21 protein-coding genes are annotated in these 24,894 nt (G+C 59.6%); 12 read left to right on the forward strand and 9 right to left on the reverse strand.

Annotated elements, in window-relative coordinates; all coding sequences use genetic code 11:
• Positions 1-239: 239 nt before the first annotated feature.
• From QRN31_RS17600 to QRN31_RS17610, 3 genes are all read left to right on the forward strand, one after another.
• Positions 240-2,174, forward strand: coding sequence for a RecQ family ATP-dependent DNA helicase (locus QRN31_RS17600; RefSeq protein ID WP_285433413.1), 1,935 nt, complete (start codon positions 240-242; stop codon positions 2,172-2,174).
• Positions 2,175-2,276: 102 nt separating this feature from the next.
• Positions 2,277-3,503 (forward strand): 3-hydroxyacyl-CoA dehydrogenase, encoded by a 1,227-nt coding sequence (locus QRN31_RS17605; protein WP_285433414.1) that lies wholly within the window; start codon positions 2,277-2,279, stop codon positions 3,501-3,503.
• Positions 3,504-3,640: 137 nt separating this feature from the next.
• The gene (locus tag QRN31_RS17610) at positions 3,641-4,060 is read left to right on the forward strand and encodes an acyl-CoA thioesterase (RefSeq protein ID WP_285433415.1); all 420 of its coding nucleotides are present in this window, start codon (positions 3,641-3,643) and stop codon (positions 4,058-4,060) included.
• Between the two features lie 67 nt (positions 4,061-4,127).
• Here the strand turns inward: QRN31_RS17610 and QRN31_RS17615 are convergent, their stop codons facing one another.
• The 4 genes from QRN31_RS17615 to QRN31_RS17630 all read right to left on the reverse strand — a co-directional run bounded on the left by QRN31_RS17615 (position 4,128) and on the right by QRN31_RS17630 (position 9,125).
• On the reverse strand, positions 4,128-4,610 hold the full coding sequence (locus QRN31_RS17615; protein WP_285433416.1) for a glycine zipper domain-containing protein: 483 nt from the start codon (positions 4,608-4,610) through the stop codon (positions 4,128-4,130).
• Positions 4,611-4,946: 336 nt separating this feature from the next.
• Positions 4,947-7,295, reverse strand: a complete 2,349-nt coding sequence (locus QRN31_RS17620) for an FdhF/YdeP family oxidoreductase (protein ID WP_285433417.1) — start codon at positions 7,293-7,295, stop codon at positions 4,947-4,949.
• On the reverse strand, positions 7,292-8,143 hold the full coding sequence (gene fdhD, locus QRN31_RS17625) for a formate dehydrogenase accessory sulfurtransferase FdhD (protein WP_285433419.1): 852 nt from the start codon (positions 8,141-8,143) through the stop codon (positions 7,292-7,294). The genes QRN31_RS17620 and fdhD overlap by 4 nt, the downstream gene beginning before the upstream one ends.
• Before the next feature lie 94 nt (positions 8,144-8,237).
• Complete coding sequence (locus tag QRN31_RS17630) at positions 8,238-9,125, reverse strand: LysR family transcriptional regulator (RefSeq protein WP_285433421.1); 888 nt, start codon at positions 9,123-9,125, stop codon at positions 8,238-8,240.
• Positions 9,126-9,261: 136 nt separating this feature from the next.
• On the opposite strand from QRN31_RS17630, the gene lysM reads away from it, so the two are divergent.
• On the forward strand, positions 9,262-9,702 hold the full coding sequence (lysM, locus tag QRN31_RS17635) for a peptidoglycan-binding protein LysM (RefSeq protein WP_090176912.1): 441 nt from the start codon (positions 9,262-9,264) through the stop codon (positions 9,700-9,702).
• A 119-nt stretch (positions 9,703-9,821) separates the two neighbouring features.
• Here lysM and yrfG read toward each other — a convergent pair whose 3' ends face one another.
• On the reverse strand, positions 9,822-10,484 hold the full coding sequence (gene yrfG / locus QRN31_RS17640; protein WP_285433423.1) for a GMP/IMP nucleotidase: 663 nt from the start codon (positions 10,482-10,484) through the stop codon (positions 9,822-9,824).
• A gap of 91 nt (positions 10,485-10,575) precedes the next feature.
• On the opposite strand from yrfG, the gene nudE reads away from it, so the two are divergent.
• Together nudE and cysQ are read left to right on the forward strand one after the other, a co-directional pair.
• Positions 10,576-11,142: an ADP compounds hydrolase NudE gene (gene nudE, locus QRN31_RS17645; RefSeq protein WP_208670534.1), complete on the forward strand. Its 567-nt coding sequence runs from the start codon at positions 10,576-10,578 to the stop codon at positions 11,140-11,142.
• Positions 11,139-11,966: a 3'(2'),5'-bisphosphate nucleotidase CysQ gene (gene cysQ / locus QRN31_RS17650; protein ID WP_285433424.1), complete on the forward strand. Its 828-nt coding sequence runs from the start codon at positions 11,139-11,141 to the stop codon at positions 11,964-11,966. Before nudE ends, cysQ begins: the two co-directional genes overlap by 4 nt.
• Before the next feature lie 100 nt (positions 11,967-12,066).
• On the opposite strand, the gene QRN31_RS17655 is transcribed toward cysQ, so the two are convergent.
• The 4 genes from QRN31_RS17655 to rfbC all read right to left on the reverse strand — a co-directional run bounded on the left by QRN31_RS17655 (position 12,067) and on the right by rfbC (position 16,413).
• Positions 12,067-12,522, reverse strand: a complete 456-nt coding sequence (locus QRN31_RS17655; RefSeq protein WP_285433426.1) for a thioesterase domain-containing protein — start codon at positions 12,520-12,522, stop codon at positions 12,067-12,069.
• A gap of 40 nt (positions 12,523-12,562) precedes the next feature.
• A complete protein-coding gene (locus tag QRN31_RS17660; protein ID WP_285433427.1) occupies positions 12,563-13,957 on the reverse strand; it encodes a sigma-54-dependent transcriptional regulator in 1,395 nt (464 codons plus the stop codon).
• Positions 13,954-15,762: a sensor histidine kinase gene (locus QRN31_RS17665; RefSeq protein WP_285433429.1), complete on the reverse strand. Its 1,809-nt coding sequence runs from the start codon at positions 15,760-15,762 to the stop codon at positions 13,954-13,956. The genes QRN31_RS17660 and QRN31_RS17665 overlap by 4 nt, the downstream gene beginning before the upstream one ends.
• A gap of 105 nt (positions 15,763-15,867) precedes the next feature.
• A complete protein-coding gene (rfbC, locus tag QRN31_RS17670) occupies positions 15,868-16,413 on the reverse strand; it encodes a dTDP-4-dehydrorhamnose 3,5-epimerase (protein WP_285433431.1) in 546 nt (181 codons plus the stop codon).
• Positions 16,414-16,557: 144 nt separating this feature from the next.
• On the opposite strand from rfbC, the gene QRN31_RS17675 reads away from it, so the two are divergent.
• The 6 genes from QRN31_RS17675 (at position 16,558) to QRN31_RS17700 (ending at position 24,892) form a co-directional block, all read left to right on the forward strand.
• Positions 16,558-19,470, forward strand: coding sequence for an aminotransferase (locus QRN31_RS17675; RefSeq protein ID WP_285433433.1), 2,913 nt, complete (start codon positions 16,558-16,560; stop codon positions 19,468-19,470).
• 240 nt (positions 19,471-19,710) lie between these two features.
• Complete coding sequence (gene aguB, locus QRN31_RS17680) at positions 19,711-20,589, forward strand: N-carbamoylputrescine amidase (protein WP_285433434.1); 879 nt, start codon at positions 19,711-19,713, stop codon at positions 20,587-20,589.
• A gap of 4 nt (positions 20,590-20,593) precedes the next feature.
• Positions 20,594-21,700, forward strand: coding sequence for an agmatine deiminase (gene aguA, locus QRN31_RS17685; protein WP_285433436.1), 1,107 nt, complete (start codon positions 20,594-20,596; stop codon positions 21,698-21,700).
• 246 nt (positions 21,701-21,946) lie between these two features.
• Positions 21,947-22,159, forward strand: coding sequence for a hypothetical protein (locus QRN31_RS17690; RefSeq protein WP_222589352.1), 213 nt, complete (start codon positions 21,947-21,949; stop codon positions 22,157-22,159).
• Positions 22,160-22,627: 468 nt separating this feature from the next.
• Positions 22,628-23,914, forward strand: a complete 1,287-nt coding sequence (locus tag QRN31_RS17695; protein WP_285433438.1) for an OprD family porin — start codon at positions 22,628-22,630, stop codon at positions 23,912-23,914.
• A 228-nt stretch (positions 23,915-24,142) separates the two neighbouring features.
• Positions 24,143-24,892, forward strand: a complete 750-nt coding sequence (locus QRN31_RS17700) for a 2OG-Fe dioxygenase family protein (protein ID WP_285433440.1) — start codon at positions 24,143-24,145, stop codon at positions 24,890-24,892.
• Positions 24,893-24,894: the final 2 nt, after the last annotated feature.

Raw genomic sequence — 24,894 nt, forward strand, 5'->3', positions numbered from 1 at the left:
GCTCATCAGGCGTCCTGCCGTGATGTGAGGTGCGCGGACGGTGGTTGTGCGGGGAGACCTTAACGCCAGATTGAGCAATGCCGCGAGCTACAAAGTGTTTCGTTTGTTTCATCCTGTGGCGAAGGACATTGGGGCGAGGCTGTATCATCCCGTATCGTTTTGGTCCCCGACCTTTTCTCGACTCGCTGCGTCTGCCGGCTACGCTTTGGGCTTCGCAGCGGTCAACGGAGTGACAGCTTATGCACAACACCCTGGAACAGGTTTTCGGTTTTTCACAGTTTCGACCCGGCCAGGAAGCGGCGGTCAGCGCGGTGTTGGCCGGGCGTTCGGCGGCGGCCATTTTCCCTACAGGCTCCGGCAAATCCCTTTGCTATCAACTGCCCGCCCTGTTGCTGCCGCACTTGACGCTGGTGGTGTCGCCGTTGCTGGCGTTGATGCAGGATCAGTTGGCCTTCCTGAAGCGCCACGGCATTGCGGCCGGCAGTATTGATTCGGCCCAGAGCCGCGATGACGCCAGCGATGTGATGGCGCGGGCAAAGTCCGGCGAGCTGAAGATTCTGATGATTTCCGTGGAGCGCCTGAAGAACGAGCGCTTCCGCCATTTCTTGCAGCAGGTGCCGATCTCGTTGCTGGTCGTCGACGAGGCGCACTGCATCTCGGAGTGGGGCCATAACTTCCGCCCTGACTACCTGAAACTTCCGGACTATCAGCGTCAGTTCAATATTCCCCAGGCATTGCTGCTGACGGCCACCGCGACGCCCAAGGTGATCGCGGACATGGAGGCCAAATTTTCCATCGCGCCGGAAGACGTGGTGACCACCGGGTTCTATCGGCCGAACCTCAACCTGTTGGTCGAACCTGTCCGCGGCCAGGACAAACGCCGACGTCTGGTCGAATGGATGGGCGAGCGCCCTGACCAGCCCAGCATCGTCTACGTCACCCTGCAGAAAACCGCCGAACACATCGCCGAACACCTGAACCGCAACGGCATACAGGCCGAGGCCTATCATGCTGGATTGCCCCACGAGCAACGCGAAGCCATCCAAAAGCGATTCATGGGCGGGCAGTCCAATTGCATCGTTGCCACCATTGCCTTCGGCATGGGCATCGACAAGAGCGACATTCGCAACGTGGTGCATTTCGACCTGCCCAAATCCATCGAAAACTACAGCCAGGAAATTGGTCGCGCCGGGCGTGATGGCCTGCCGTCCGACTGTCTGGTCTTGGCCAACCGCGACAGCCTCAACGTGCTGGAAAACTTCGTCTACGGTGATACGCCTGAGCTGGACGGCATCCGCTGCGTGCTGGATGAGTTGAAAGCTGCTGCGCCCGAAGGGCAATGGGAGTTTTTGCTGGGGCCGCTGGGGGATCAGAGCAATATCCGGCAACTGCCGCTTAAAACCTTGCTGGTACAGCTTGAGCTGCGCCGGATCATTGCCCCGCGTTATGCCTATTACGCTGAATACCGGTTCAAGTATTTACAGGAGCCCGAGGACTTGCTGGCCCGTTTTGAGGGAGAGCGCAAAGACTTTGTCGCAGCGATCATCCAGACCTCCACTCGCGCGCGGACCTGGGCCACGGTGAATTTCGATGCGCTGTACGAGCAGCATCAGGCCGAGCGAAGCCGGGTGGTCAAGGCACTGGATTATTTTCAGGAGAAAGGTTGGGTCGAGCTGGAAAGCAAGCAGATGACCGAGGTCTACAGCCTGCTTGATACAAATGTCGACAGTCAGGCACTGAGCGCCGAACTGCATGCCACTTTCACCCATCACGAACGCACAGAGATTGCGCGGATTCACGCCATGCTGGATTTGTTCGCCACCGATCATTGCCTGGGTTTTCGCTTGGCCGAGTACTTTGGCGACGACAATGCGCCTCGGCAATGTGGGCACTGTTCGGTCTGTCATGGTCAGGTCGCGCGGTTGCCAGCACCGCCTGAGCTGCCGGCGCTTGTGGATAAAAACTTTGAAGCGCTGTGTGGTGATTTTATCCACAGGCACGAACAGCACACCGGCAATGTGCCTTCGGCGGAACGGGTAACGCGTTTCCTGTGTGGGATCAGCGTGCCGCTATTTACCAAGCTCAAGGCACGATCGATTCCAGGTTTTGCAGCGCTGGAAAATTACCCGTATGCCGAGGTGCGCGGGTGGGCCCAGGCGCATTTGCCGGTGTAGATCCATCCGCTGAATGTCGCTCATCACAGGAATAAATTTCAAAAACACGCGGTGGCTGACTATGGTGAGGGCTGTCTTCGGATCGCCAACAAGAGAACAACAATGAGCCAGACATCGTTCAATATTCAGCGCGCCGCCGTGATCGGCGCTGGCACCATGGGCCGTGGCATCGTGATGTGCCTGGCCAACGCCGGGGTGCCGGTGCAGTGGGTCGATAACAATCCACAGATGCTGGAACAGGCGCTGTCCGCCGTAGCGGATACCTACGCTCACAATGTGCGTCAGGGACGGATCGATCAGGCCGAAGCCGACGCCCGCATTGCCCGGGTCACGGCGGCGGCTGATTATGCGGCGATCCGCGATGTCGACCTGGTTATCGAAGCGGTCTACGAAAATCTGGAGCTCAAGCAAAAAATTTTCCGAGAGCTGGACGGCCTGCTCAAGCCCGAAGCCATCCTGGCCAGCAACACGTCGGCGCTGGACATCGACGCCATCGCCGCGGCTACACGTCGTGCGCCCCAGGTCCTGGGCCTGCATTTCTTCAGCCCGGCGCACATCATGAAATTGCTGGAAATTGTCCGAGGTGCCCAGACTTCGCCAGCGGTGCTGGACGCGGCGCTGGCGTTGGGCAAGCGCATTGGCAAGGTGAGTGTGGTGGCGGGTAATTGCGAGGGTTTCATCGGCAATCGGATGCTCAATACCTACGTCCTTGAAGCGCGCAAGATGCTGCTTGAAGGCGCCTACCCTTATCAGGTGGATGCGGCGCTGCAAGGTTTCGGTTTTGCCATGGGGCCGTTTCGCATGTTCGACGTCGTCGGCATCGATCTGGGATGGCGTGCACGGGAACTGGCGGGTCAAGGCCAGGATGCGCCGGAGGTTCAGGTGGATAACCGCTTGTGCGAACTGGGGCGTTTTGGGCAGAAGAGCGGCGACGGCTATTACCACTACGAACCTGGCAGTCGCCAGGCTGAGCACGATCCGCAAGTCGATGCGCTGGTGCTGGAGGTCAGCGAAAGGCTCGGGTTTCAGCGTCGGGAAATAACACCTGAGGAGATTCTGGAGCGCTGTCTGCTGGCACTGGTCAATGAAGGCGCCAAGATCCTTGAAGAAGGCATCGCCGGCTCGGCCCACGACATCGACCTGGTGTACCTCAACGGTTATGGTTTTCCGGCAGACAAAGGTGGGCCGATGGCTTGGGCGGACCAGCAAGGGCTGACGGATATTCATCAGCGCTTGAGGGCGCTGGAGACCCGACAGGGCGATCACTGGAATCCCGCTCGCTTGATCGGCGAGTTGGAGGCGGTGGGTAAAGGGTTTGCTGATCGGTAGACTCCACGAATACTGATCGTCCCCACACTCTGCGTGGGAACGCCTCCATGGACGCTTTGCGTCCGCTGTCGGGACGCGGAGCGTCCCAGGCTGCATTCCCACGCAGAGCGTGGGAATGATCCTTAAGGCGAGAACCCATGAATCAACGCACCGACTACCCGCACTTCCAGCCCATCACCACTCGCTGGCATGACAACGACGCCTACGGCCACATCAACAACGTCACCTACTACAGTTTTTTCGACACGGCGGTGAATACCTACCTGATCGAAGTCGGTGGCCTGGATATCCACGACGGCGCGGTGGTGGGTTTTGTGGTGAGTTCGTCTTGCGATTACTTTGCTTCCATCGCCTTTCCGGATCGCATCGAGATCGGCCTGCGGGTGGGCAAGCTGGGCAACAGCTCGGTGCAGTACGAACTGGCGGTGTTCAAGGCGGGGGAAGATGAAGCCTGCGCGGTCGGACGCTTCGTGCACGTGTTTGTGGATCGTGCGTCGAATCAACCCTTGGCGATTCCTGCCGGGTTGCGCGATGCGCTGGAACGTTTGGTGGTTTGACCGGCAAAAAAAATCGCAGCCCTTGGGCTGCGATTTTTTCATCTACCGTAAGCGAGGCGATCAAGCCTCAGTCGTGATAGCGATGGTGATGCTTGCGGTGGCCATAAGCATGGCCGCGACCTGGATGGTCATCGCGGTAATAGCGGCGATCATCATGGCCACGATAGGAGCGACGATCATCTTCGTCATTGCTCTGGTTGCCCATGTAGTTACCCAGCGCGCCACCGGCGCCGCCGCCTGCCGCGGAGCCGATCAGGCTGCCGGTGGTGCCGCCCATGCTGCGGCCGACCACGTTACCGCCCGCTGCGCCCAGCGCACCGCCAATGGCGGCTTGGCCACGGCTGCGTTTGTCGGCGCCGACGGCGCTACCGCCCGCGCCGCCCAAGGCCGCGCCAATGGTTGAACCTGTATTGCCGCCTAAGGACTGACCGACGACCGAGCCAAGAACCCCGCCCAATGCGCCGCCCACACCTGCTTCGGTGGTGCCTCCGGCAGAAGCGAAGCCACTGACCAGGCCAAGGGACAACAAGAGAATCGAGGAGAACTTCATAGAGGAACCTCAAGGGGATGACGGCGCGATCCTGAGGCTGTGTCATAGTTGTGACAATCGAATTCCGACGAATAACACGACTTCAGCACATTTGTATAAGTTACTGTTTTTTGAGCGGAACTTAAGTGTTTTTCGCCGGTCTTTAGCTACTTCGGACAGGCCGTTTCTATGCAGAAACGGCCTTTTTTGTAGGCGTTTGGAAAGTGGCTGATCCAAAAGCCTGTTGAATCATCTGCAGTCATCGCGAGCAGGCTCGCTCCCACATATGACCGGTGTCGGACACAAAACCACTGTGGGAGCGAGCCTGCTCGCGATATCGGTAGATCAAGGGCCGCGTCAGGCCGACTTGGCCATGATCAGCCCGGTCTCACTCGCCGCCTCCAGCCTGATCGCGACAAACTTCGACGTCGGCGTATGGCTGCCATCACCAGTGCTTTCCAGCGGCACCAGCGGATTCACTTCCGGATAGTAAGCCGCTGCCTGCCCCGCAGGAATATCAAATGCCAGCAGCGTGAAGCCCTTCACGCGACGCTCACGACCATCGTCCCAGATCGAAACGATGTCCGCCTTCTGCCCTGGCTTGAAGCCCAGGCGAATGATGTCCGCTTCGTTCACAAACAACACATCACGCTGCCCCTTCACCCCGCGATAACGGTCATCAAGACCATAAATCGTGGTGTTGTACTGATCGTGGGAGCGCATCGATTGCATGATCAGATCCGGCAACACACCCGTGGCGCGCGTGCGTTCGTGAACCAGGTCCTTGGGCAGGGCGTTCGCACGGAAGTTGGCTCGCCCCGACGCGGTGGTCCACTTGCGTGCACCGGCACTGTTGCCAAGGTAGAACCCGCCCGGATTCTTGATCTTCTCGTTAAAGTCGCGAAAGCCCGGAATGGTGTCGGCGATCAAGTCGCGGATGCGGCCGTAATCGGCCACCAGCCAGTTCCAGTCCACGGGTTGGCTGCCCAGGGTCGCGGCGGCGATGCCGGCGATGATCGCTGGCTCCGAACGCATCTGGTTCGACAGTGCCTGCAACTGGCCGTTGGAGGCGTGGACCATGCTGAACGAGTCTTCAACGGTCACCGCTTGCGGACCTTCGGTCTGGATGTCGATGTCGGTACGGCCCAGGCACGGCAGGATCAGCGCCTCTTTACCGTGGGTCAAATGACTGCGGTTGAGTTTGGTGCTGATCTGTACGGTCAGGTCGCAGTTGCTCAGGGCCTGGAAAGTCCGTGGGCTGTCCGGGGTGGCTTGGGCGAAATTGCCGCCCAGGCCAATGAAGACCTTGGCGCGGCCGTCGGCCATCGCGTGAATTGCCTCGACCACGTTGTGGCCACTTTCACGGGGCACTTTGAACTGGAAGCGTCGTTCCAGGGCATCGAGGAACGCCGCCGGGGGACGCTCGTTGATGCCCATGGTCCGATCGCCCTGCACGTTACTGTGACCACGCACCGGGCACAGACCGGCGCCCGGCCGGCCGATGTTGCCGCGCAGCATCATCAGGTTGGCGATTTCCTGGATGGTCGCCACCGAGTGGCGATGCTGGGTGATGCCCATCGCCCAGCACATGATGACGTTCTTGCTCTTGGCATACATGCGCGCCGCTTGCTCGATTTCCACCAGGGGCAGGCCGGATTGCTCGACGATCTGTTCCCAAGGGGTGTCGTCGATGGTGCCCAGGTATTCCAGCACGTTGACGCTGTGTTCATTGAGGAAGTCGTGATCGAACACCGCAGGCTCACCGGCCTTCTGCGCGTCACGCTCCCATTGCAGCAGGAACTTGGCCATGCCGCGCATGATTGCCATGTCGCCGCCCAATGCGGGGCGGAAATAGGCAGTGTTGGTTGGCTTGTCGCCGTTGGTGAGCATTTCGATCGGGTGTTGCGGGTGCTGGAAACGTTCCAGGCCGCGCTCTTTCAGCGGGTTGATGCACACCACCTGCGCACCGCGTTGTACGGCTTCGCGCAGCGGTTCGAGCATACGCGGGTGGTTGGTGCCTGGGTTCTGGCCCCAGACAAAAATCGCATCCGCATGTTCGAAGTCTTCGAAGGTCACGGTGCCTTTGCCGACGCCAACGCTTTGCGCCAACGCCACACCACTGGCCTCGTGGCACATGTTCGAGCAGTCGGGGAAATTGTTGGTGCCGTAGGCACGCACGAACAATTGATAGAGGAACGCCGCTTCGTTGCTGGCACGGCCCGAGGTGTAGAACTCGGCCTGATGGGGACTCGACAAGCCCTGCAGATGTTTGGCGATCAAGGCGAACGCAGCATCCCAGCTGATTGGCTTGTAGCGATCGGTTTCAGCGTCGTAGCTCAACGGCTCGGTCAGACGGCCCTGGTACTCCAGCCAATAGTCACTTTGCTCGAGCAACGAACTCACGCTGTGCCTGGCGAAAAACGCGCCATCGACACGCCGTTTGGTCGCCTCCCAGTTCACTGCTTTGGCGCCGTTCTCGCAGAACGCCACCATGCCGGCTTCCTTCGAATCGCCCCAGGCGCAACCGGGGCAGTCGAACCCGCCGTTCTTGTTGGTCTTGAGCATCATGCGCAGATTTTTCAACGCGTTGTCGCTGGTCAGCCAGGCCCGGGCAACGCTGGCCAGCGCGCCCCAGCCACCGGCCGCGCCTTTATAGGGCTTGTAACGTGGGACGGGTTTCTGGTCGGCTTGTTGGTGTTGACTCACGCTTGATTCTCCGAAGCCGGGCTGTAGACCCGTGGCGCATTCTTTTGTGGCAAATGGATGAGATTGAGGTTGTGGCGACGGGCCCATTGCACGGCAAGGCCCGTAGGCGACGACAGGCTGACCAGGGTCTGGATACCTGCGCGTAAAACTTTCTGGATCAGTTCGAGGCTGCAACGGCTGGTGACAATCGCCAGGCCGCCCGTGGTCGGGATCTTTTGACGGATCAGTCCGCCAATCAGTTTGTCGAGGGCGTTGTGCCGGCCGATGTCTTCACGGCCCAGCAGCAATTCGCCCTGACCGTTCATGAACACCGCCGCATGCACCGCGCCGCAATGCTGGCCCAACGGCTGAAAGGCACCGATACGTTGGCGCAAGCCATCGAGCCATTCGGCGGGCGGCAACGGCGCCCCAGGCAACACTTTGAGGTCCGGCAATGCCTGCTCGACCGCTTCCACTCCGCAGAGCCCGCAGCCGCTGGTGCCGGCCAGTTGCCGACGCTGTTGCTTGAGGTTCCAGAACGCACGATTGGCGATGGTCACTTGCGCGTATTGCGCCGAGCCCGAGCCCGAGCCCGAGCCGCTGAGTTGCAAGTCGTAGATGTCGGTGGCGTCTTCGATGATGCCGCTACCGAGGCTGAAGCCGACGATGAAGTCTTCCAGGTCGGTCGGTGTCACCAGCATCACAGCCTGGCTGATGCCGTTATAGGCGATCGCCAACGCCACTTCCTCGGCCAGCGCGGTGCTGGCGGATTCGGTGTATTGAAGGTCGCTGTAGGTGTATGTCTGGCTAGCGGCGGGCGCGGGCGTTTCAAGGGCGGGCGCCGCGCAGACAGGGCGCTTGGCGTTCATGGGGCATCACCGACGGTTTGGTCAGCTTTAAGCCTAGGCGCGTCAATAGGTCGCGTCTAATCGCTATTACTGATGTACCGATAGATGGCGTCGATCAAGAGCTCTTCGGCGATTTCTGATACAGCGCAAAACAGGCCTCTGCCAACGCCGAACGCGGGGCACTGCGACGCATGATCAGCCCAAGCCGGGCAAGGGTTTGCGCCTTTTCGATGGGTTGCAGACGCAAATGATCGGTGAGGTTTTCGAGGCCGGCGTCCAACGGCATCACCGCGCAACAGAAGCCGCCGTGTACCGCTTGTAACAATTGGTGGACAGCATCGGTTTGCAATAAAGGTTGCGGCATCAGGCCACGGCTGTGGAAGTTATGGTCGATGGACTGGCGAAAATGCATGCCGCTGGTGAGCATGCCCAAGGGCAGTTCAATCAACGACTCCCAACTCAGCGGTGCCTCACCGAAGCTGAAAAAGCGCTGATCGTAGAGCAGGCCCATGTGGGTTTCGCTGAAGGCCACTGAGTCGAAACGCTCACCGTCCAGGCGTTCCAGGTACGAGACGGCAAGGTCGATGCGGTTGTTCGACAGTTGTTCGAGGATCTGCTCGGAACTCAGGGACGAGAGTTCAAAGCGCAGGTTCGGGTGTTGGGTGTGTAGCCGTTGCATTAACGCCAGCGGATCGAAGCTCGACAACGGCACCACGCCCAGCCGCAACGTACCCACCAGATTGCCGCGACACGCAGCGGCCTCGGCCTGCAACCCGTCGTAAGCCGCCAGCACGGTGCGGGCCCACGCCAGCACTCGCTCGCCCGGCGCGGTGAAACCTTCGAAGCGCTGGCCGCGATTGACCAACGGCAAGTCGAGCTCTTCTTCGAGGCTGCGCAGGCGCATGGACAGGGTCGGCTGAGTGATGTGGCAGCGCGCGGCGGCCTGGCCGAAGTGGCGGGTTTCGTCGAGGGCGATGAGGAATTTCAGCTGCTTGATGTCCATCTTCGCTCCAGGGCACGGGAAGGTCTGGATTCTAGCGCCTGGGTGCAACCGGCGTCATTGGTCGGGTGGGAACCGTATGTTGAAACCTTGGTCTAGGCTTTTGCGTCTGGAACTTAAAACCCAAGGAGAGTGCACCATGAGTATTTTTAGCTTTGTGAAAGAAGCAGGCGAAAAACTTATCGATCTACTGACGCCGGGCAACGCCAATGCCAGTGAGCAGTTGAAGGAACACATCAGCAAGGTCGGCCTGGGTAACCCGAATGTGCAGGCTACGGTGGACGGCGACAAAGTCACTGTCACCGGTGAAGTTGGCAGTCAGGAAGAGAAGGAAAAAATTCTGCTGGCGGTGGGTAATATTGCCGGTGTTGGCAGCGTGGACGATCAGATTACCGTGACCGGGCCGGTGGTCGTGGCCGCAAAATTTGTCACCGTCGTGAAGGGCGACACCCTCAGCGCTATTTCCTTGCGCGTGTATGGCGATGCCAACAAGTATCAAAAAATCTTCGAGGCCAACAAGCCGATGCTCAAGGATGTGAACAAGATCTATCCGGGGCAGTCGTTGCGGATTCCTGAGTAGTCCACAACTGCTATCGCGAGCAAGCTCGCTCCCACATTTGATCTTCAGTGAACACAAAATATGTGTACGACGAAAATCCCTTGTGGGAGCGAGCTCGCTCGCGATGCAGGCGACTCGGTCTAGAGCCCCGCAATCAGCTCACGATAATCCCCGACCGCCGCAAACTCCGCCGTGTCCTTCGGCCCTTTGCGGCTGTCCGGCTCACTCACCGCCAACAGATGCGCCACGCCAAAACCGCGTGCGCTGCGCAGGATCGGCAACGTATCGTCGATAAACAGACTGCGCGACGGATCGAAGTCGATATCGGCCTGCAACGCTTCCCAGAACTGCGGATGTTCCTTGGGAAAACCGTAGTCATGCGAGCTGATCAACCGTTCGAAGTACGGCGCCAGTTCAATCCGTTCCAGCTTCAATGACAGCGAGTCCCGGTGCGCATTGGTGATCATCACCACACGCTTGCCGGCCTTTTTGATTGCCGCCAGAAACGTATCCGCATCCGGGCGCAAGGCAATGAGATGCGCGGTCTCCAGTTTCAATTCACGCACCGGCAACTTCAGTTCCGCGCTCCAGAAATCCAGGCAGTACCACTGCAACTGGCCAGCATTGCGTTCGAACAGTGGCTGTAATTCCATCTCGGCCATGGCCCGGCTCACCCCGTGCAACTCGGCGTAGCGCTGTGGCAGGTGTTCCATCCAGAAATGGTTGTCGTAGTGCAGGTCCAGCAGCGTGCCGTCCATATCCAGCAGAACGGTGTCGATGTCGCGCCAGGGCAGCAGGGACATAAAAAACTTCTCCAGACGGTAAAAAAGATATCCGAGGTCAACAATCAGGATAGGCCGGGTATAGTAACCCGCTTACGCCAAGGAGCCTTTCATGCGCCAGAAACCCACCGTACTCGCTCGCGAGATCGTCGCCACCAGCCGTTTATTCTGCGTCGAGGAGCTCAAGCTGCGCTTTTCCAATGGCGTGGAGCGCACCTACGAGCGTTTGGTCGGCAAGGGCGCAGGCTATGGCGCGGTGATGATCGTGGCCATGCTCGACGCCGATCACGCGGTATTGGTTGAAGAGTATTGCGGTGGCACCGATGAATACGAGCTGTCCTTGCCTAAAGGCTTGATCGAGCCGGGCGAAGACGTGCTGGCGGCGGCCGAGCGCGAGCTCAAGGAAGAGGCCGGGTATGGCGCGCGGCAGCTGGAGCATCTGACCGAGCTTTCACTGTCGCCCGGTTACATGAGCCAGAAGATTCAGGTGGTGCTCGCCACCGATCTGTACGAAGAGCGCCTTGAGGGCGACGAGCCCGAGCCGATGGGTGTGGACAAGATCAACCTGCGTGAATTGTCGTCCCTGGCGCAGAACCCACGATTCACCGAGGGCCGTGCCTTGGCGGCGCTGTACCTGACCCGTGATCTTTTGACCCAGCGCGGGGTGTTCCTGCCATGAATTTTCCGCATCCATTGATGGCGCCGGTCGTTGAACTGGCATTGAAGGCTGGCGAAGCGATCCTGCCGTTCTGGCGCACGGGGACTGCTGTGACGGCCAAGTCCGACGATTCGCCGGTGACTGCCGCGGACCTGGCGGCTCATCATTTGATCCTCGCCGGGCTGACCGCGCTGGACCCAAGCATTCCCGTTCTGTCCGAAGAAGACGCCAACATTCCCCAGAGCGTGCGTGCCGGATGGCAGCGCTGGTGGCTGGTCGATCCGCTGGACGGCACCAAGGAGTTCATTTCCGGCAGTGAAGAGTTCACCGTCAACATTGCCCTGATCGAACAAGGTCGGGTGGTGTTCGGCGTGGTGTCGATGCCGACCAACGGGCGCTTTTACGTCGGTGGCGCCGGTTTGGGCGCCTGGCGTGGAGATAGAAATGCTGAGCCGCTGCCGATTCAGGTTCGCGAAGTGCTGGCGGCGGGTGAAGCCTTTACCGTGGTCGCCAGCCGCCGTCATTCAAGTCCGGAGCAAGAGCGCTTGCTGGCCGGGTTGAGCGACAGTCTGGGTGAGTTGCAACTGGCCAATATCGGCAGTTCGCTGAAGTTTTGCCTGTTGGCGGAAGGGGCGGCGGATTGTTATCCGCGACTGGCGCCGACTTCGCAGTGGGACACGGCTGCCGCTCAAGGGGTATTGGAAGGGGCGGGCGGTGAGGTGCTGGATTTAAGCGGCGCGCCGTTCTGTTACCCGGCGCGGGAATCGTTGCTGAATGAGTTCTTTTTGGCACTGCCGGCCAAGGCTGCCTGGCGCGAAAAACTGCTGGAGCTCGCCCGTACCTGAGATCATTCCCACGCTCTGCGTGGGAATGCAGCCCGTGACGCTCCGCGTCACTGGACGCGGAGCGTCCCTAGAGGCGTTACCACGCAGAGCGTGGGAACGATCATTTGTGGAGGACGTACTGCCCGGTAAATGTCACGGCATCGTCATCACTGTCCGCATTGACGATCCGCGAATGCAGCGTCAATCGGGCCCGCCCATAGCGCTGATACATTGCCAGAAACTTCTTCCACACCGCCGCGCTTGGTGCCTGGCAAATCGCCGTTGCGTCCATGGTCACCGGCAAGGGATAGCTGATCTGCCCTTCCTGAATCACGATATGCCCGCCTTCAACCCCTTCCTCACGCAAGCGTAAGTGCAGCCAGCCCCAACCCGCCAACACCGCGCCGCAATACAGGCTGCCGCCAAACATGGTGCTCTTGTGATTGACGTTGGCGTCCAGCGGCATGTACAGGCGCAATTGCTGATCGTGCCAGTCGAGCACTTTAATGCCCATGGCCCGCGTCAGGGGAATGTCGTGATGGAGAACTGATTCCAGGTGACGACTGTCGCGGCTCATGCATTGATCTCTTGTTTGAAAATGATGATTGGACGGTAGCTCAATCGAGGTCGTCGGTGTGGCTGCTGGCGCCGCCGTCGGCGAAATTCAGGCCATGCTTGCGTAGTTTGTCGTGCAAGGTTTTGCGCGGAATGCCGAGTGCTTCAGCAAGGCTGCGCACCGAGCTGTGAGAGCGCGCCAGTTCGGCGGCGATCAGGCTCTTCTCGAAGTTTTCCACTTGCTCGCTCAGACCGCCACTGACCACGTCGACCGTCATGCCGGCCGCACCCTGCGGTGCGTTGTTGTCCAGCGCCAGCTCCAGGCCCAGGGCAAAGCGTTCGGCGGCGTTTTGCAGTTCGCGTACGTTACCTGGCCAGCTATGGCGCAGCAGCAGGGCGCGCTGCCCCGGTTGCAGTTCGTGGGGTGGCAAACCGTGGCGGGCGCTGGCTTCGTCGGCAAAGTGCTGGAACAGCATCAGCGCATCTTCACCGCGCTCGCGCAACGGCGGAATACGCAGCGGCGCGACGTTCAGGCGGTAATACAAGTCGGCGCGGAAGCGTCCCTGGTCGGCAGACTGACGCAGGTCTTCCTTGGTCGCGGCGATGATGCGGATGTCCAGCGGGATCAACTGATTGCCGCCCAGACGTTCGACCACCCGCTCTTGCAGCAAGCGCAGCAACTTCACCTGCACGTCCAGGCTCATGCTTTCGATTTCATCGAGAAACAGCGTGCCGCCATTGGCGAATTCGAACTTGCCGATGCGGCGCTTCTGCGCGCCGGTGAATGCGCCAGGCTCATGCCCGAACAGTTCGCTTTCCACCACCGATTCGGCCAGTGCCCCGGCATTGATCGCCACAAACGGACCGCTACGGCGGCTCGACAAATCGTGCAGCGCCCGGGCGACGACTTCTTTACCGGCACCGGTTTCACCGAGGATCAGTACGTCAGCCTTGGTTGCCGCGAGCGCCCCGATCTGTTCGCGAAGACGCAGCATCGGCGCCGATTGCCCGACCAGTCGGGTGCTCAGTTCATTGCGGTCGCTGAGGGCCAGACGCAGGCTGCGGTTATCCAGCACCAGTCGGCGCAGGGCCAATGCGCGGCGCACGCTGTCGAGCAGGGCATCGCTGGCGAAGGGTTTTTCGAGGAAGTCATAAGCCCCGGCGCGCATCGCTTGCACCGCCAGCGGCACATCGCCGTGGCCGGTGATCAGCAGCACCGGCAGCTCCGGGTCCTGGGCATGCAGTTCGCTCAGCAATTCGAGACCGTCCATGCCGGGCATGCGGATGTCACTGACCACTACGCCCGGCCAGTCGCGCTCCAGTTGTGCAGCCAGGCCTTTGGCTTCGGCGAGCGGGAGGATTTTCAAGCCCGCCAGATCCAGCGTCTGGCTCAAGGCCTGACGCAGATGGGGATCGTCGTCGATCAACACGACCTGGACGCGGTTATCGATGGTCATGCACTTCGGTCCTCGGACGGTTGCAGGCTCACGCCCGGTGCGCCGGCGCGCAGCTTCAGGGTAATCAGGGCGCCACCTTCCTTGTGATTGGCGAACGACAGTTCACCACCGAAGGCGCGCATCAGGGTTTCGCAAATCGCCAGCCCCAGGCCGAGGCCCTGCGTGCGGGTCTTGGTGGTGTAAAACGGCTCGCTGGCGCGGCCAAGGGCTTCCATGCAAAAGCCGGGGCCGTTGTCGCGAATGTACAGAGTGACGCCGTCCGCGGTGGATTGGGCACTCAACCAGAGTTTACGCGGCGGGCCTTTTTCGGTCAGCGCGTCCAGTGCGTTGGCCAGCAAGTTGCCGAGCACCTGACGCAGACGGGTTTCCCCGGCCTCGACCCACAACGTGGCGGCCGGCAAATCGCGGATCAGCTCGACTTCCATGCTGCGCCGGCGCTTGGCCAGTAACGCCAGGGCATCGTCCAGCGCCGGCTGCAGCGCCACGCTTTCCGGCGCATGACGATCGCGCCGGGCGAAGGCGCGCAGATGAGCAATGATCGAGGCCATGCGACCGGTCAGTTCACTGATCAACTTGAGGTTGCCGCGCGCGTCGTCGGTGCGTTGATGGTCGAGCAGCACTTCGGCGTTTTCCGCGTAGCTGCGGATGGCTGCCAGCGGCTGGTTCAATTCGTGGCTGATGCTCGCCGACATCGTCCCCAGCGCCGACAGCTTGCCGGCCTGGACCAGATCATCCTGAGCACGCACCAGTTCTTGCTGGGCGTGCTCGCGTTCCAGCACTTCCTGTTTCAGGCGACGGTTGAGGCCTTCCAGGTCGCTGGTCCGTTCGGCGACCCGGCCTTCGAGCTCCCGCCGGGCCTTGGCTTCGAAAGCGATGCGGTCAAGGTAGTGACGGCGCCGTTGCATCATCAGGCCGAGCAGCAACATCAACACCAACAGCGTCGCACCGCCAATGGCGACAACCGTTCGAACCGGGCGGTCGATCAGGGTGCGCGGGGCGAGGATGCTGACGTTCCAGCCGGTTTCGGCGATCTGTTGCGTCTGTGTCAGCCAGGCGTTGGGGTTGAGCGTCAAGGGTTTCGGGTCGCGGGTGGGATACGGTTGAATCGCGGTGATCGCTTTGCTTTCTGTTTCGTTCAAGGGGCGGGTCGAGCGGAACCGCCATTCAGGCCGCGACGTGAGAATGACCACGCCATTTTGGTCGGTCAGCAGCAGTTGTTCCGGGGTTTTGCCCCACAGGCTTTCGGTGTGGTCCAGGTCGACCTTGACCACTAGAACGCCGACGATTTTTTCACCGTTACGCACGGCGGCGGCGAAAAAATAGCCGCGTTTGGCCGATGTTGTGCCCAAGCCGAAAAAGCGTCCTAGCCGCCCGGCCATGGCCTCGCTGAAATACGGTCGAAAGGCAAAATTACGCCCGACGAAGCTGTCGTGCTTGTCCCAGTTGGACGCTGCGAGGGTCTTGCCGGTGGTGTCCATCAGGTACATGACTTCAGCGCCGGTCTGGGCGCTGATATTTTTCAGCAGGCGATTGGCATTGCCTTGGGTGACGCTGTCGTCCGGCGCCCCGAGCACCGCGCGCAGGGCCGGCAGATCACCGAGAATCTGTGGCAACACTTCATAACGGTGCAGCGTGCCCAACAGGTTGGCGACGTACAGGTCGAGGGTCTGACGGTTCTGTCCGGCCAGTTCGCTGCGGTAATAACGCTCGGCCAGATGTTCCAGCGGCCACAGCAACGGCGCCAGGCACAGCGCAAGCAGTGCGAGGCTACGCCAGCGGGGTCTGCGGGGGAGGGTCGGAGTCATGAGCATCGGGCGCCTGTGGTTACAGGCGCATTATGCCTAGGCTTGACGGCGCAGTCTGCGCACCTTGGGTCAAGTCGCTCTTGTGGCGAACGTTCAGACCGGATTTCAGGAAAAGACGTCGGCGTCCTTGAAGAAAGCGGCGTTCTGATCCTTGCCGGACAACTGCGGGGCTTCGTCCAGTTGCCAATCAATGGCCAGGTCCGGGTCGTCCCAACGGATGCTGCGCTCGGCCGATGGGGTGTAGTAGTCGGTGGTTTTGTAGAGGAATTCGGCAAAATCGCTCAGCACCACAAAGCCGTGGGCGAAACCTTCCGGGATCCAAAGTTGGCGATGGTTGTCAGCGGACAATCGCACGGCAACCCATTTGCCAAAATGCGGCGAGCTGCGACGAATATCCACCGCCACATCCAGCACTTCACCGGCCGTAACGCGGACCAGTTTGCCCTGGGTGTTTTCCAGTTGGTAATGCAGACCGCGAAGTACGCCTTTCTGCGAACGGGAGTGGTTGTCCTGAACGAAGGTGGGGTTCAGGCCAGTGGCGTCTTCGAACGCTTTGGCGTTGAAGCTTTCATAGAAGAAGCCGCGATCGTCACCAAATACCTTGGGTTCGATGATCAGAACACCGGGGAGGTCGGTGGTGACTACATTCATGGTGTCTCTCCAGCAATGGCGTTGATGGCGGCATTCTCCCGCAAAGTGTAAACCAGCGCGAGAGGGCACTGCATTTAAAGGGGGTTGCGTAACGCCTCAAGCAGTGGCGATATAAGCGCCTAATAAAATTTAAGGGGTCGTTGTATGCCGCTCGCCACGTTGATTCACCGCGCCAGTTTGCCCAGCCCGCAAGTGACTGCGGAGCAAGCGCTAGAGCTGCTGGAGGGGCATTACGGGTTGAGCGGCAGGTTGCAGGCCCTGGGCAGTCAGCAGGACCTCAACTTTCGTATTGACAGCGATCAGGGGCGTTTTGTTCTGAAGATCTGCCGTGGCGACTACTCGGCGCTGGAGCTGCAAGCCCAGCATGCCGGGCTCAAGCACTTGGCTGAAACATCCAGTGTGCACGTACCGCGAGTGATCCCCGCGAAAAATGGCGCTGACCTGCTTACGCTTGATGTCGGTGGTCAAGCGGTGCACATGCGCCTGCTCGATTACATCGAAGGCCAGTCGCTCACACACCTCGATCACCTGCCCGGTGCGGTGGTGGCCGGTTTTGGTCGACTCTGCGGCGAAATGGACCTGGCGCTGGCGGCGTTCGAGCATCCGGGCCTTGAGCGCACCCTTCAATGGGATGCCCGCCACGCCAATGCGTTAATCGGTCATTTGTTACCGGTGATCAAGGATGACGCGCAACGCCGGTTGATTGCCGATGCGGCCGAGTTGGCCGAGCGCCATTTGCAGCCGCTGGTGAACACGCTGCCAGTGCAGGCCATTCACATGGACATCACCGATGACAACGTGGTCTGGCAGCGGGACGCACAACGCCAGTGGCAATTGCAGGGCGTAATCGATTTCGGCGACTTGATCCGCACCTGGCGCATTACCGATTTGTCGGTGACGTGCGCGGCGTTGCTGCACCACGCCGATGGCGACCCGTTTTATATCTTGCCAGCGGTTCAGGCTTATCACGTGGTCAATCCGCTCACTCGTGGAGAATTGCAGGCGCTCTGGCCGCTGATCGTTGCGCGTGCAGCGGTGCTGGTGCTCAGCGGCGAGCAGCAGGTCAGCATTGATCCGGGCAATGATTACAGCCGCGACAACCTGACCCACGAGTGGGAGATCTTCCGCGTGGCCACATCGGTGCCGCTGGAATTGATGGAAGCGGCGATTCTGACGTGCGTTGGCCAGACACTGCCGGGAATCGGCAGCGAAGGTTTTGCGCCGTTGCTGCCAAGCCTGGTAGGGCGCGAGTTTGCCTTGATCGATCTCGGTGTCCTCAGCCCGCACTTCGAGGCCGGTAACTGGGAGCAGGAAGGGATTGATCAGCGTCTGTTGACCGAGGCAGCGGTGGCTCACGGCCTGGCGGCCAGTCGTTATGGTCAGTATCGACTGTCCCGTACACGGCCCGATAGCTCGACCGAGCCCGACACTTGTCCGCTGCACGTGGAGTTGCGAGTGCCGCATGGTACGGCTGTCGAATCGCCGTTTGCCGGCGTGGTCCATCAGTCGGCGGCAGGTGTGCTGCAACTCGACGGTCCGCAATTGAGCGTGCGCTTGTGGGGTGTGACCCCTTCGCTGCACACCGGTGCGGCGCTGGTCAAAGGCCAGGTGCTGGGTTCGGTCAGCGGACCGTTGATCGTGCAATTGAGTCGAGGCGCGTCGTTGAATGCGCCGCTGTTTTGCACGCCATCTCGCGCCTTGGCCTGGCAAGCGTTGTGCCCATCACCGGCGGCGCTGCTTGGGTTGGCTTGTGACGCCGAAGAGGAACTTGATTCGCAAACGTTGCTGGCCCGCCGCGATGCCAGTTTCGCCCGCACCCAGAAGCACTATTACGTCGACCCGCCACGCATCGAGCGCGGCTGGCGCAATCACCTGATCGATATGCAGGGGCGCTCCTACCTCGACATGCTCAACAACGTCGCGGTGCTGGGTCACGGTCATCCGCGCATGGCCGCGGTGGCCAGTCGTCAGTGGTCGCTGCTCAACACCAACTCGCGCTTTAATTACGCCGCAGTGGCCGAGTTTTCCGAGCGCCTGCTGAAATTGTCGCCGGACGGCATGGACCGGGTGTTCCTGGTCAACAGCGGCAGCGAGGCCAATGACCTGGCGATCCGCCTGGCGTGGGCCTACAGCGGCGGTCGCGACATGCTCAGCGTGCTGGAGGCCTATCACGGCTGGACCGTGGGCGCGGACGCCGTCTCGACCTCGATTGCCGATAACCCCAAAGCCTTGAGCAGCCGTCCCGATTGGGTGCATCCGGTGACCGCACCGAACACCTATCGCGGTGAATTCCGTGGGCCGGACAGCGCCCCGGACTACGTGCGCAGCGTCGAACACAACCTGGCGAAAATCGCCGAGCAGAAACGCCAGTTGGCCGGTTTCATCTGCGAACCGGTGTACGGCAATGCCGGCGGGATCTCGCTGCCGCCGGGTTATCTGAAACAGGTCTATGCAATGGTGCGCGCCCAGGGCGGCGTGTGTATTGCGGACGAAGTGCAGGTCGGTTACGGCCGCATGGGCCATTTCTTCTGGGGTTTCGAAGAGCAAGGCGTGGTGCCGGACATCATCACCATGGCCAAAGGCATGGGCAACGGTCAGCCATTGGGCGCGGTGATCACCCGCCGGGAAATCGCCGAGGCGCTGGAGGCCGAGGGCTACTTCTTCTCGTCGGCCGGCGGCAGTCCGGTCAGTTGCCAGATCGGTATGGCAGTGCTTGACGTGATGGAAGAAGAAAAGCTCTGGGAAAACGCCCAGGTGGTGGGCGGGTATTTCAAGGAGCGGCTTGAGGCGTTAATCGATATTCATCCGCTGGTGGGTGCGGTGCATGGTTCTGGTTTTTATCTGGGCGTGGAGCTGATCCGCAATCGCGAAACCCTGGAGCCGGCGACCGAAGAAACCACCGCGCTGTGTGATCGCCTGCGCGAGTTGGGGATTTTCATGCAGCCGACGGGGGATTACCTGAACGTGCTGAAGATCAAGCCACCGATGGTGACCTCTCGCCAGAGCGTGGATTTCTTTGTCGACACCTTGTCGAAGGTGCTCGCCGAAGGCCTGTAAACACTATCCCTGTCGGAGCGAGCCTGCTCACGATGGCGGTTGTACATTCAACATGTGTATCGACTGACCCACCGCTATCGCGAGCAGGCTCACTCCCACAAGGGCTCTGTGTTAATTCGATTGTTATCGGTGTTAAGTGCTTAAAAATAGACAGATGGAAGATTGATCGCTTTTAAAGCCGATATTTATCGGCTATAAAGTCGTCACTGCCAACGTTAAGCACTTGCCCGGAGATGATTCATGAGTCGTATCGTTACCGTTGCCGCCACCCAGATGGCCTGTTCCTGGGACCTTGAAGCCAACATCGAGACCGCCGAAAGACTGGTCCGTGAGGCTGCAGCCAAAGGCGCGCAGATCATCCTGATCCAGGAGCTGTTCGAGGCCCCGTACTTCTGCCAGAAGCCGAACCCGGATTATCTGCAGTTGGCCACCACGGTTGCAGACAACGTCGCCATCAAGCATTTCCAGAAAGTCGCCAAAGAACTGCAAGTCGTGCTGCCGATCAGCTTTTACGAACTGGCCGGTCGTGCCCGTTTCAACAGCATCGCGATCATCGATGCCGATGGCAGCAACCTCGGGATTTATCGTAAAAGCCACATCCCTGACGGCCCTGGCTATCACGAGAAGTATTATTTCAATCCGGGCGATACCGGCTTCAAAGTCTGGAACACCCGTTACGCGAAAATCGGCGTGGGCATCTGCTGGGACCAGTGGTTCCCTGAGTGCGCCCGCAGCATGGCGTTGCTCGGCGCGGAAATCCTGTTCTACCCGACCGCCATCGGCAGCGAGCCGCACGACAAGACCATTTCGTCCCGTGACCACTGGCAGCGCGTACAACAAGGCCATGCTGGCGCCAACCTGATGCCGCTGATCGCCAGCAATCGCATCGGCAACGAAGAGCAGGACGGCTACGACATCACGTTCTACGGCTCGTCGTTCATCGCCAACCAGTTCGGCGAGAAGGTCCAGGAGCTCGACAAGATCGAAGAGGGCGTGCTGGTTCATAGCTTCGACCTCGACGAACTGGAACACATTCGCAGCGCGTGGGGTTCGTTCCGTGATCGTCGCCCGAACCTGTATGGCACACTAAAGACCCTCGACGGTTCCCTGGAGTCCTGACCGCATGACCACTTTAAACAGCACCCCTCGCGCCGACGGCTTCTACATGCCCGCCGAATGGGCAGCGCAAACACAGACCTGGATGATCTGGCCCGAGCGCCCGGACAACTGGCGCCTGGGTGGCAAACCCGCGCAAGCCGCTCACGTGGCGGTAGCCAAGGCCATCGCGCGTTTCGAGCCGGTGACCGTGGCGGTTTCCGCCGGTCAGTACGAAAACGCTCGCGCCCGTCTCGACGTGCCGAATATTCGCGTGGTCGAAATGTCCAGCGACGATGCCTGGGTTCGTGACACCGGCCCGACCTTCGTCATCAATAACAGTGGCGAAGTCCGTGGCGTGAACTGGGACTTCAATTCGTGGGGCGGTTTTGACGGCGGCTTGTATTCGCCTTGGAATCGCGATTCGCAAGTCGGCGGCAAGATCCTTGAGATCGAACGCAGCCCGCGCTACCGCACCGAGGGTTTCGTGCTCGAAGGCGGTTCGATTCACGTCGACGGTGAAGGCACCCTGATCACCACCGAAGAATGCCTGCTTAACCGCAATCGCAACCCGCACATGAACCGTGCAGAAATCGAGGCGGTGCTCAGCGCGAATCTGGCTGTGGATAAAATAATCTGGCTACCGGACGGCTTGTTCAACGACGAAACCGACGGTCATGTGGATAACTTCTGCTGCTACGTGCGTCCAGGCGAAGTATTGCTGGCCTGGACTGATGATCCGCAAGACCCGAATTACCCGCGCTGTCAGGCCGCGATGAAGGTGCTGGAAAGCAGCACCGACGCCAAGGGGCGCCCATTTACGGTGCACAAGATGCCAATTCCGGGGCCGCTGTATGCGACCGAGGAAGAGTGCGCCGGCGTCGATCCGGTGGACGGCACTCAGGAACGCAATCCGACCGTTCGTCTGGCCGGTTCCTACGTGAACTTTCTGATCGTCAACGGCGGCATCATCGCGCCAAGCTTTGACGATCCGCTGGACGGTCCGGCCAAGGAGATTTTGCAGTCGCTGTTCCCACAGCACGAAGTAGTGATGGTGCCGGGCCGCGAACTGTTACTGGGGGGCGGTAACATCCACTGCCTTACCCAACAACAGCCGGCACCGCACAAGGAGTGAGTGGGGTTGTAACAGCTTGAGTCGATTGAAAAACCGCTCACGCTCAGCTTAAGCAACGGCGTTCATCAGCAAGCCCGCAGCCCGACAGGACTGCGGGCTTCTTTGTATCCACTTGTCGACACCTCAGAAACATTGGCACAGCTCTTGTATCCCCCAAGAGGTGAAACAGGGAGGGGGGCGAACTTCGATGTTCTGTCATAAACCTTGGATAAGTTAGCCGCTCACGAACCAGGAGAGAGCGCTGAAATGAACGCCGAAATGAACGTAGTGAGCGAGCGGGCGTTGCATCCCCTGGCAATTAATAGCGAATCGCTCCAGGTTCTGGCGCACTGGTTGAAGTCCAATGGAACGCGTCAGATCAGAAAACCTGATCCGCGCCGGATGATGATCGAGCGCTACCCTGCTGGTTTATTCAGCGAGGCAGAACTGGACGCGTTGTGGGATGTGATGGAAGGATAAGAAGAATAAACAAAGGATTGCTAAAAGCGCTGCCGGGAAGGCGGCGCTTTTTTTATGGGCGAAGGTTTTTAGTGACCACCGCCGATTACTTTGTGGGAGTGAGCCTGCTCGCGATAGCGGCGGATCAGTTCACATTAAAGTTGGCTGTTCGGCCGCCATCGCGAGCAGGCTCGCTCCCACAGGGGATTGGTGTGAAATAGTATTTCTGGCCGCGCCGGATCAGCGATATTCAGAGTCTGCAAGTTGCCGTCTATAGGCCTTTCATCAAATTGACACAGTGTTCGGGGCGCGGCTACGATCGCGCCCAACGCCTGTGGCTAACCGCCATGACTGACAAAACAATAAAAAGGCCCGCCCCGACTCGCTCGTGGGCGGGCCTTTTGTTTTAGGGGTGAAAAAAGAGTGCGATAGCGCCGTTTCAGCCGTTCGACACAGTGCGTTTCAACCGGTCTTAAGGAAAAAAACAAAATGTTGAACAAGCGAATCAGCCTGATCGCTCTGGGGATGTTGAGCGCTACACAGGCCTTGGCGGACGATCAGTCCCAATCCAAGGGCTTCGTTGAAGACAGCAGCCTCAACGTGCTGCTGCGCAATGTCTACATCAATCGTGACTACAAAGACGGTCGGGCCGACAAAGCCGAGTGGGGCCAAGCGGCCATCGGCACGTTCTCGTCCGGCTTCACCCAAGGCACCGTCGGTGTGGGTGTGGACGCCTTCGGTCTGTACGCGCTGCGCCTGGATGGCGGCAAAGGTCGCACCGGCGCTCAAGGTATCGATTTCTTTAAAAAGGGCGACAGCGGTAACGCGGCTGACGACCTGTCCAAGGGCGGCGCAGCGGTCAAATTCCGTCTCTCCAGCACCACGCTGACCTACGGCGATCAGATGCCGGTCCTGCCGGTTCTGAACTACGACAACTCGCGCCTGCTGCCGGAAAGCTACACCGGCACCTTGATCACCTCCCGGGAGATCAAAGGCCTGGAACTGAACGCCGGTCGCTTCACCGCCGAATCGCGTAAAAGCGCTGAAGGCCGTGACAGCGGTGGCTTGAAGTCGATCAATGTATTGGGCGGCAGCTACCAGTTCACTGAACAATTCAAGGCTGCGCTGTACGCCTCCGATGTCGAAGACGTGCTGAACAAGCAGTACGTGAACGCCAACTACGTGTTCCCGATCGACAAGGATCAATCACTGACCCTGGACTTCAACGGCTACCGCACCAAGCTGGATGATTCCTACGTCCGCGAGAGCGGCGCGACCGGTGACGACAACAAGATCTGGAGCCTGGCAGCGACCTTCGTCACCGGCCCGCACTCGTTCACGCTCGCTCACCAGCGCAGCACCGGCGACAGCAACCTGGGCTACCCGTATGGCGGTTACCAGAAAGATCAAGGCCGCGTCGGCGACGGTGGCAATACGATCTTGCTGGCTAACTCCTACTGGTCCGACTTCAACGCCGAAGACGAACGCAGCTGGCAACTGGGCTATGGTCTGGACTTCGGCACCTTCGGTGTTCCAGGCCTGAGCTATAACGTCGCGTACGTGCGCGGTGACAACATCACCACCTCCACCAGCGACGGCGGCACCGAGCGCGAAATTTTCAACCAGTTCAAGTACGTCGTACAGAGCGGTCCGGCCAAAGACCTGAGCGTGAAACTGCGCAGCTCGATCCTGCGCGTGTCGCAGAAATCCAGCGAGTACAACGTCAGCGGTAACGAAGTGCGTGTGTTCGTGGATTACCCGATCAACATCTTCTGATGATCGATTGAGTTTTTTACTCAAAAAAAACCCCGACTGGTTCGGGGTTTTTTTTGACTGAGAACCGTCGAAAAACGCATAAAACGGTCATTTTCGATCATGAAAAGTCGAATTTGAGCAACGTCATGCTCCGTTTCAAGCAGCGCTTGATATGCCTCAAATTCTTTCTCATGGACGTAAATCCTGTGCTCTCTAGATTAGGCTGCTAAATGCACGGAGATTTTGAAAATGATCGTATTGAACAAAGAAGTGGGCGAATTTCTACGGCGTGACAAATATGCCAATGTCCGGGGTGCTGACTTCAATCTCTACGGTCATTTCAATGATTTCGTCAGACTGACCAGAAGTTGGGAAAACATGGAGCCGGACAGCTACTACGGTCAGGCCGAGGCGGGCATGCGCTATCGTCGCTACAGCGATTTTGAATACAACCCGGTCACCCGCGACCTGAAGCAGCTTGAGCACCGCGCCTATATCCAGTCCAAAGCCAACAACAGTTATGTTGGCGGAATGGTTCGGCACTTCCAGGACTTCTCCGAAGAAATTATCAATTCGCCGGTGATGCGCAGCCTGATCGATACGGATTTCGAGGTGTACAAGAACGTCTTGCCGCCGGAGTTGCACGACGAAATCTGGCAATGCCAGATTCATCAGATCCGCATCGAGATCAAGCCAGGCAAACAAGTGGAAATCACCCCGGAAGGGATTCACTGCGACGGTTATCCGTTCAGCGGCGTGCACTTCTGGGGACGCAATAATGTAGACGGCGCAGAGAGCCGTTTGTACGACACCGATAATCAAGAGCACCTGGCCTCGACGACTTATCAGGAAATCCTCGACACCACCTACTTTCTCGATCGCGATATGCGTCACTACGTGACCCCTGCCCGCAATACCCATTCTCACGACTTGGCGTACCGGCAGATTCTGGCGATCTCTTTCTCGCGGCCCGGGACCGCTTTCGACATTGTTCGCTGAAC

This window comes from Pseudomonas sp. fls2-241-R2A-110 (assembly GCF_030209165.1).
Lineage (GTDB): Bacteria > Pseudomonadota > Gammaproteobacteria > Pseudomonadales > Pseudomonadaceae > Aquipseudomonas.

Coding starts and splice junctions, on each gene's coding strand:
- QRN31_RS17690 (WP_222589352.1), top strand. CDS start 21,947: ATGAACGCCGAAATGAACGTAGTGAGCGAGCGGGCGTTGCATCCCCTG.
- QRN31_RS17615 (WP_285433416.1), bottom strand. CDS start 4,610: ATGAAGTTCTCCTCGATTCTCTTGTTGTCCCTTGGCCTGGTCAGTGGC.
- yrfG (WP_285433423.1), bottom strand. CDS start 10,484: ATGTCCCTGCTGCCCTGGCGCGACATCGACACCGTTCTGCTGGATATG.
- rfbC (WP_285433431.1), bottom strand. CDS start 16,413: ATGAATGTAGTCACCACCGACCTCCCCGGTGTTCTGATCATCGAACCC.
- lysM (WP_090176912.1), top strand. CDS start 9,262: ATGAGTATTTTTAGCTTTGTGAAAGAAGCAGGCGAAAAACTTATCGAT.
- QRN31_RS17660 (WP_285433427.1), bottom strand. CDS start 13,957: ATGACCATCGATAACCGCGTCCAGGTCGTGTTGATCGACGACGATCCC.
- QRN31_RS17605 (WP_285433414.1), top strand. CDS start 2,277: ATGAGCCAGACATCGTTCAATATTCAGCGCGCCGCCGTGATCGGCGCT.
- QRN31_RS17610 (WP_285433415.1), top strand. CDS start 3,641: ATGAATCAACGCACCGACTACCCGCACTTCCAGCCCATCACCACTCGC.
- nudE (WP_208670534.1), top strand. CDS start 10,576: ATGCGCCAGAAACCCACCGTACTCGCTCGCGAGATCGTCGCCACCAGC.
- QRN31_RS17695 (WP_285433438.1), top strand. CDS start 22,628: ATGTTGAACAAGCGAATCAGCCTGATCGCTCTGGGGATGTTGAGCGCT.
- QRN31_RS17600 (WP_285433413.1), top strand. CDS start 240: ATGCACAACACCCTGGAACAGGTTTTCGGTTTTTCACAGTTTCGACCC.
- cysQ (WP_285433424.1), top strand. CDS start 11,139: ATGAATTTTCCGCATCCATTGATGGCGCCGGTCGTTGAACTGGCATTG.
- QRN31_RS17675 (WP_285433433.1), top strand. CDS start 16,558: ATGCCGCTCGCCACGTTGATTCACCGCGCCAGTTTGCCCAGCCCGCAA.
- QRN31_RS17700 (WP_285433440.1), top strand. CDS start 24,143: ATGATCGTATTGAACAAAGAAGTGGGCGAATTTCTACGGCGTGACAAA.
- QRN31_RS17630 (WP_285433421.1), bottom strand. CDS start 9,125: ATGGACATCAAGCAGCTGAAATTCCTCATCGCCCTCGACGAAACCCGC.
- QRN31_RS17655 (WP_285433426.1), bottom strand. CDS start 12,522: ATGAGCCGCGACAGTCGTCACCTGGAATCAGTTCTCCATCACGACATT.
- fdhD (WP_285433419.1), bottom strand. CDS start 8,143: ATGAACGCCAAGCGCCCTGTCTGCGCGGCGCCCGCCCTTGAAACGCCC.
- aguA (WP_285433436.1), top strand. CDS start 20,594: ATGACCACTTTAAACAGCACCCCTCGCGCCGACGGCTTCTACATGCCC.
- QRN31_RS17665 (WP_285433429.1), bottom strand. CDS start 15,762: ATGACTCCGACCCTCCCCCGCAGACCCCGCTGGCGTAGCCTCGCACTG.
- aguB (WP_285433434.1), top strand. CDS start 19,711: ATGAGTCGTATCGTTACCGTTGCCGCCACCCAGATGGCCTGTTCCTGG.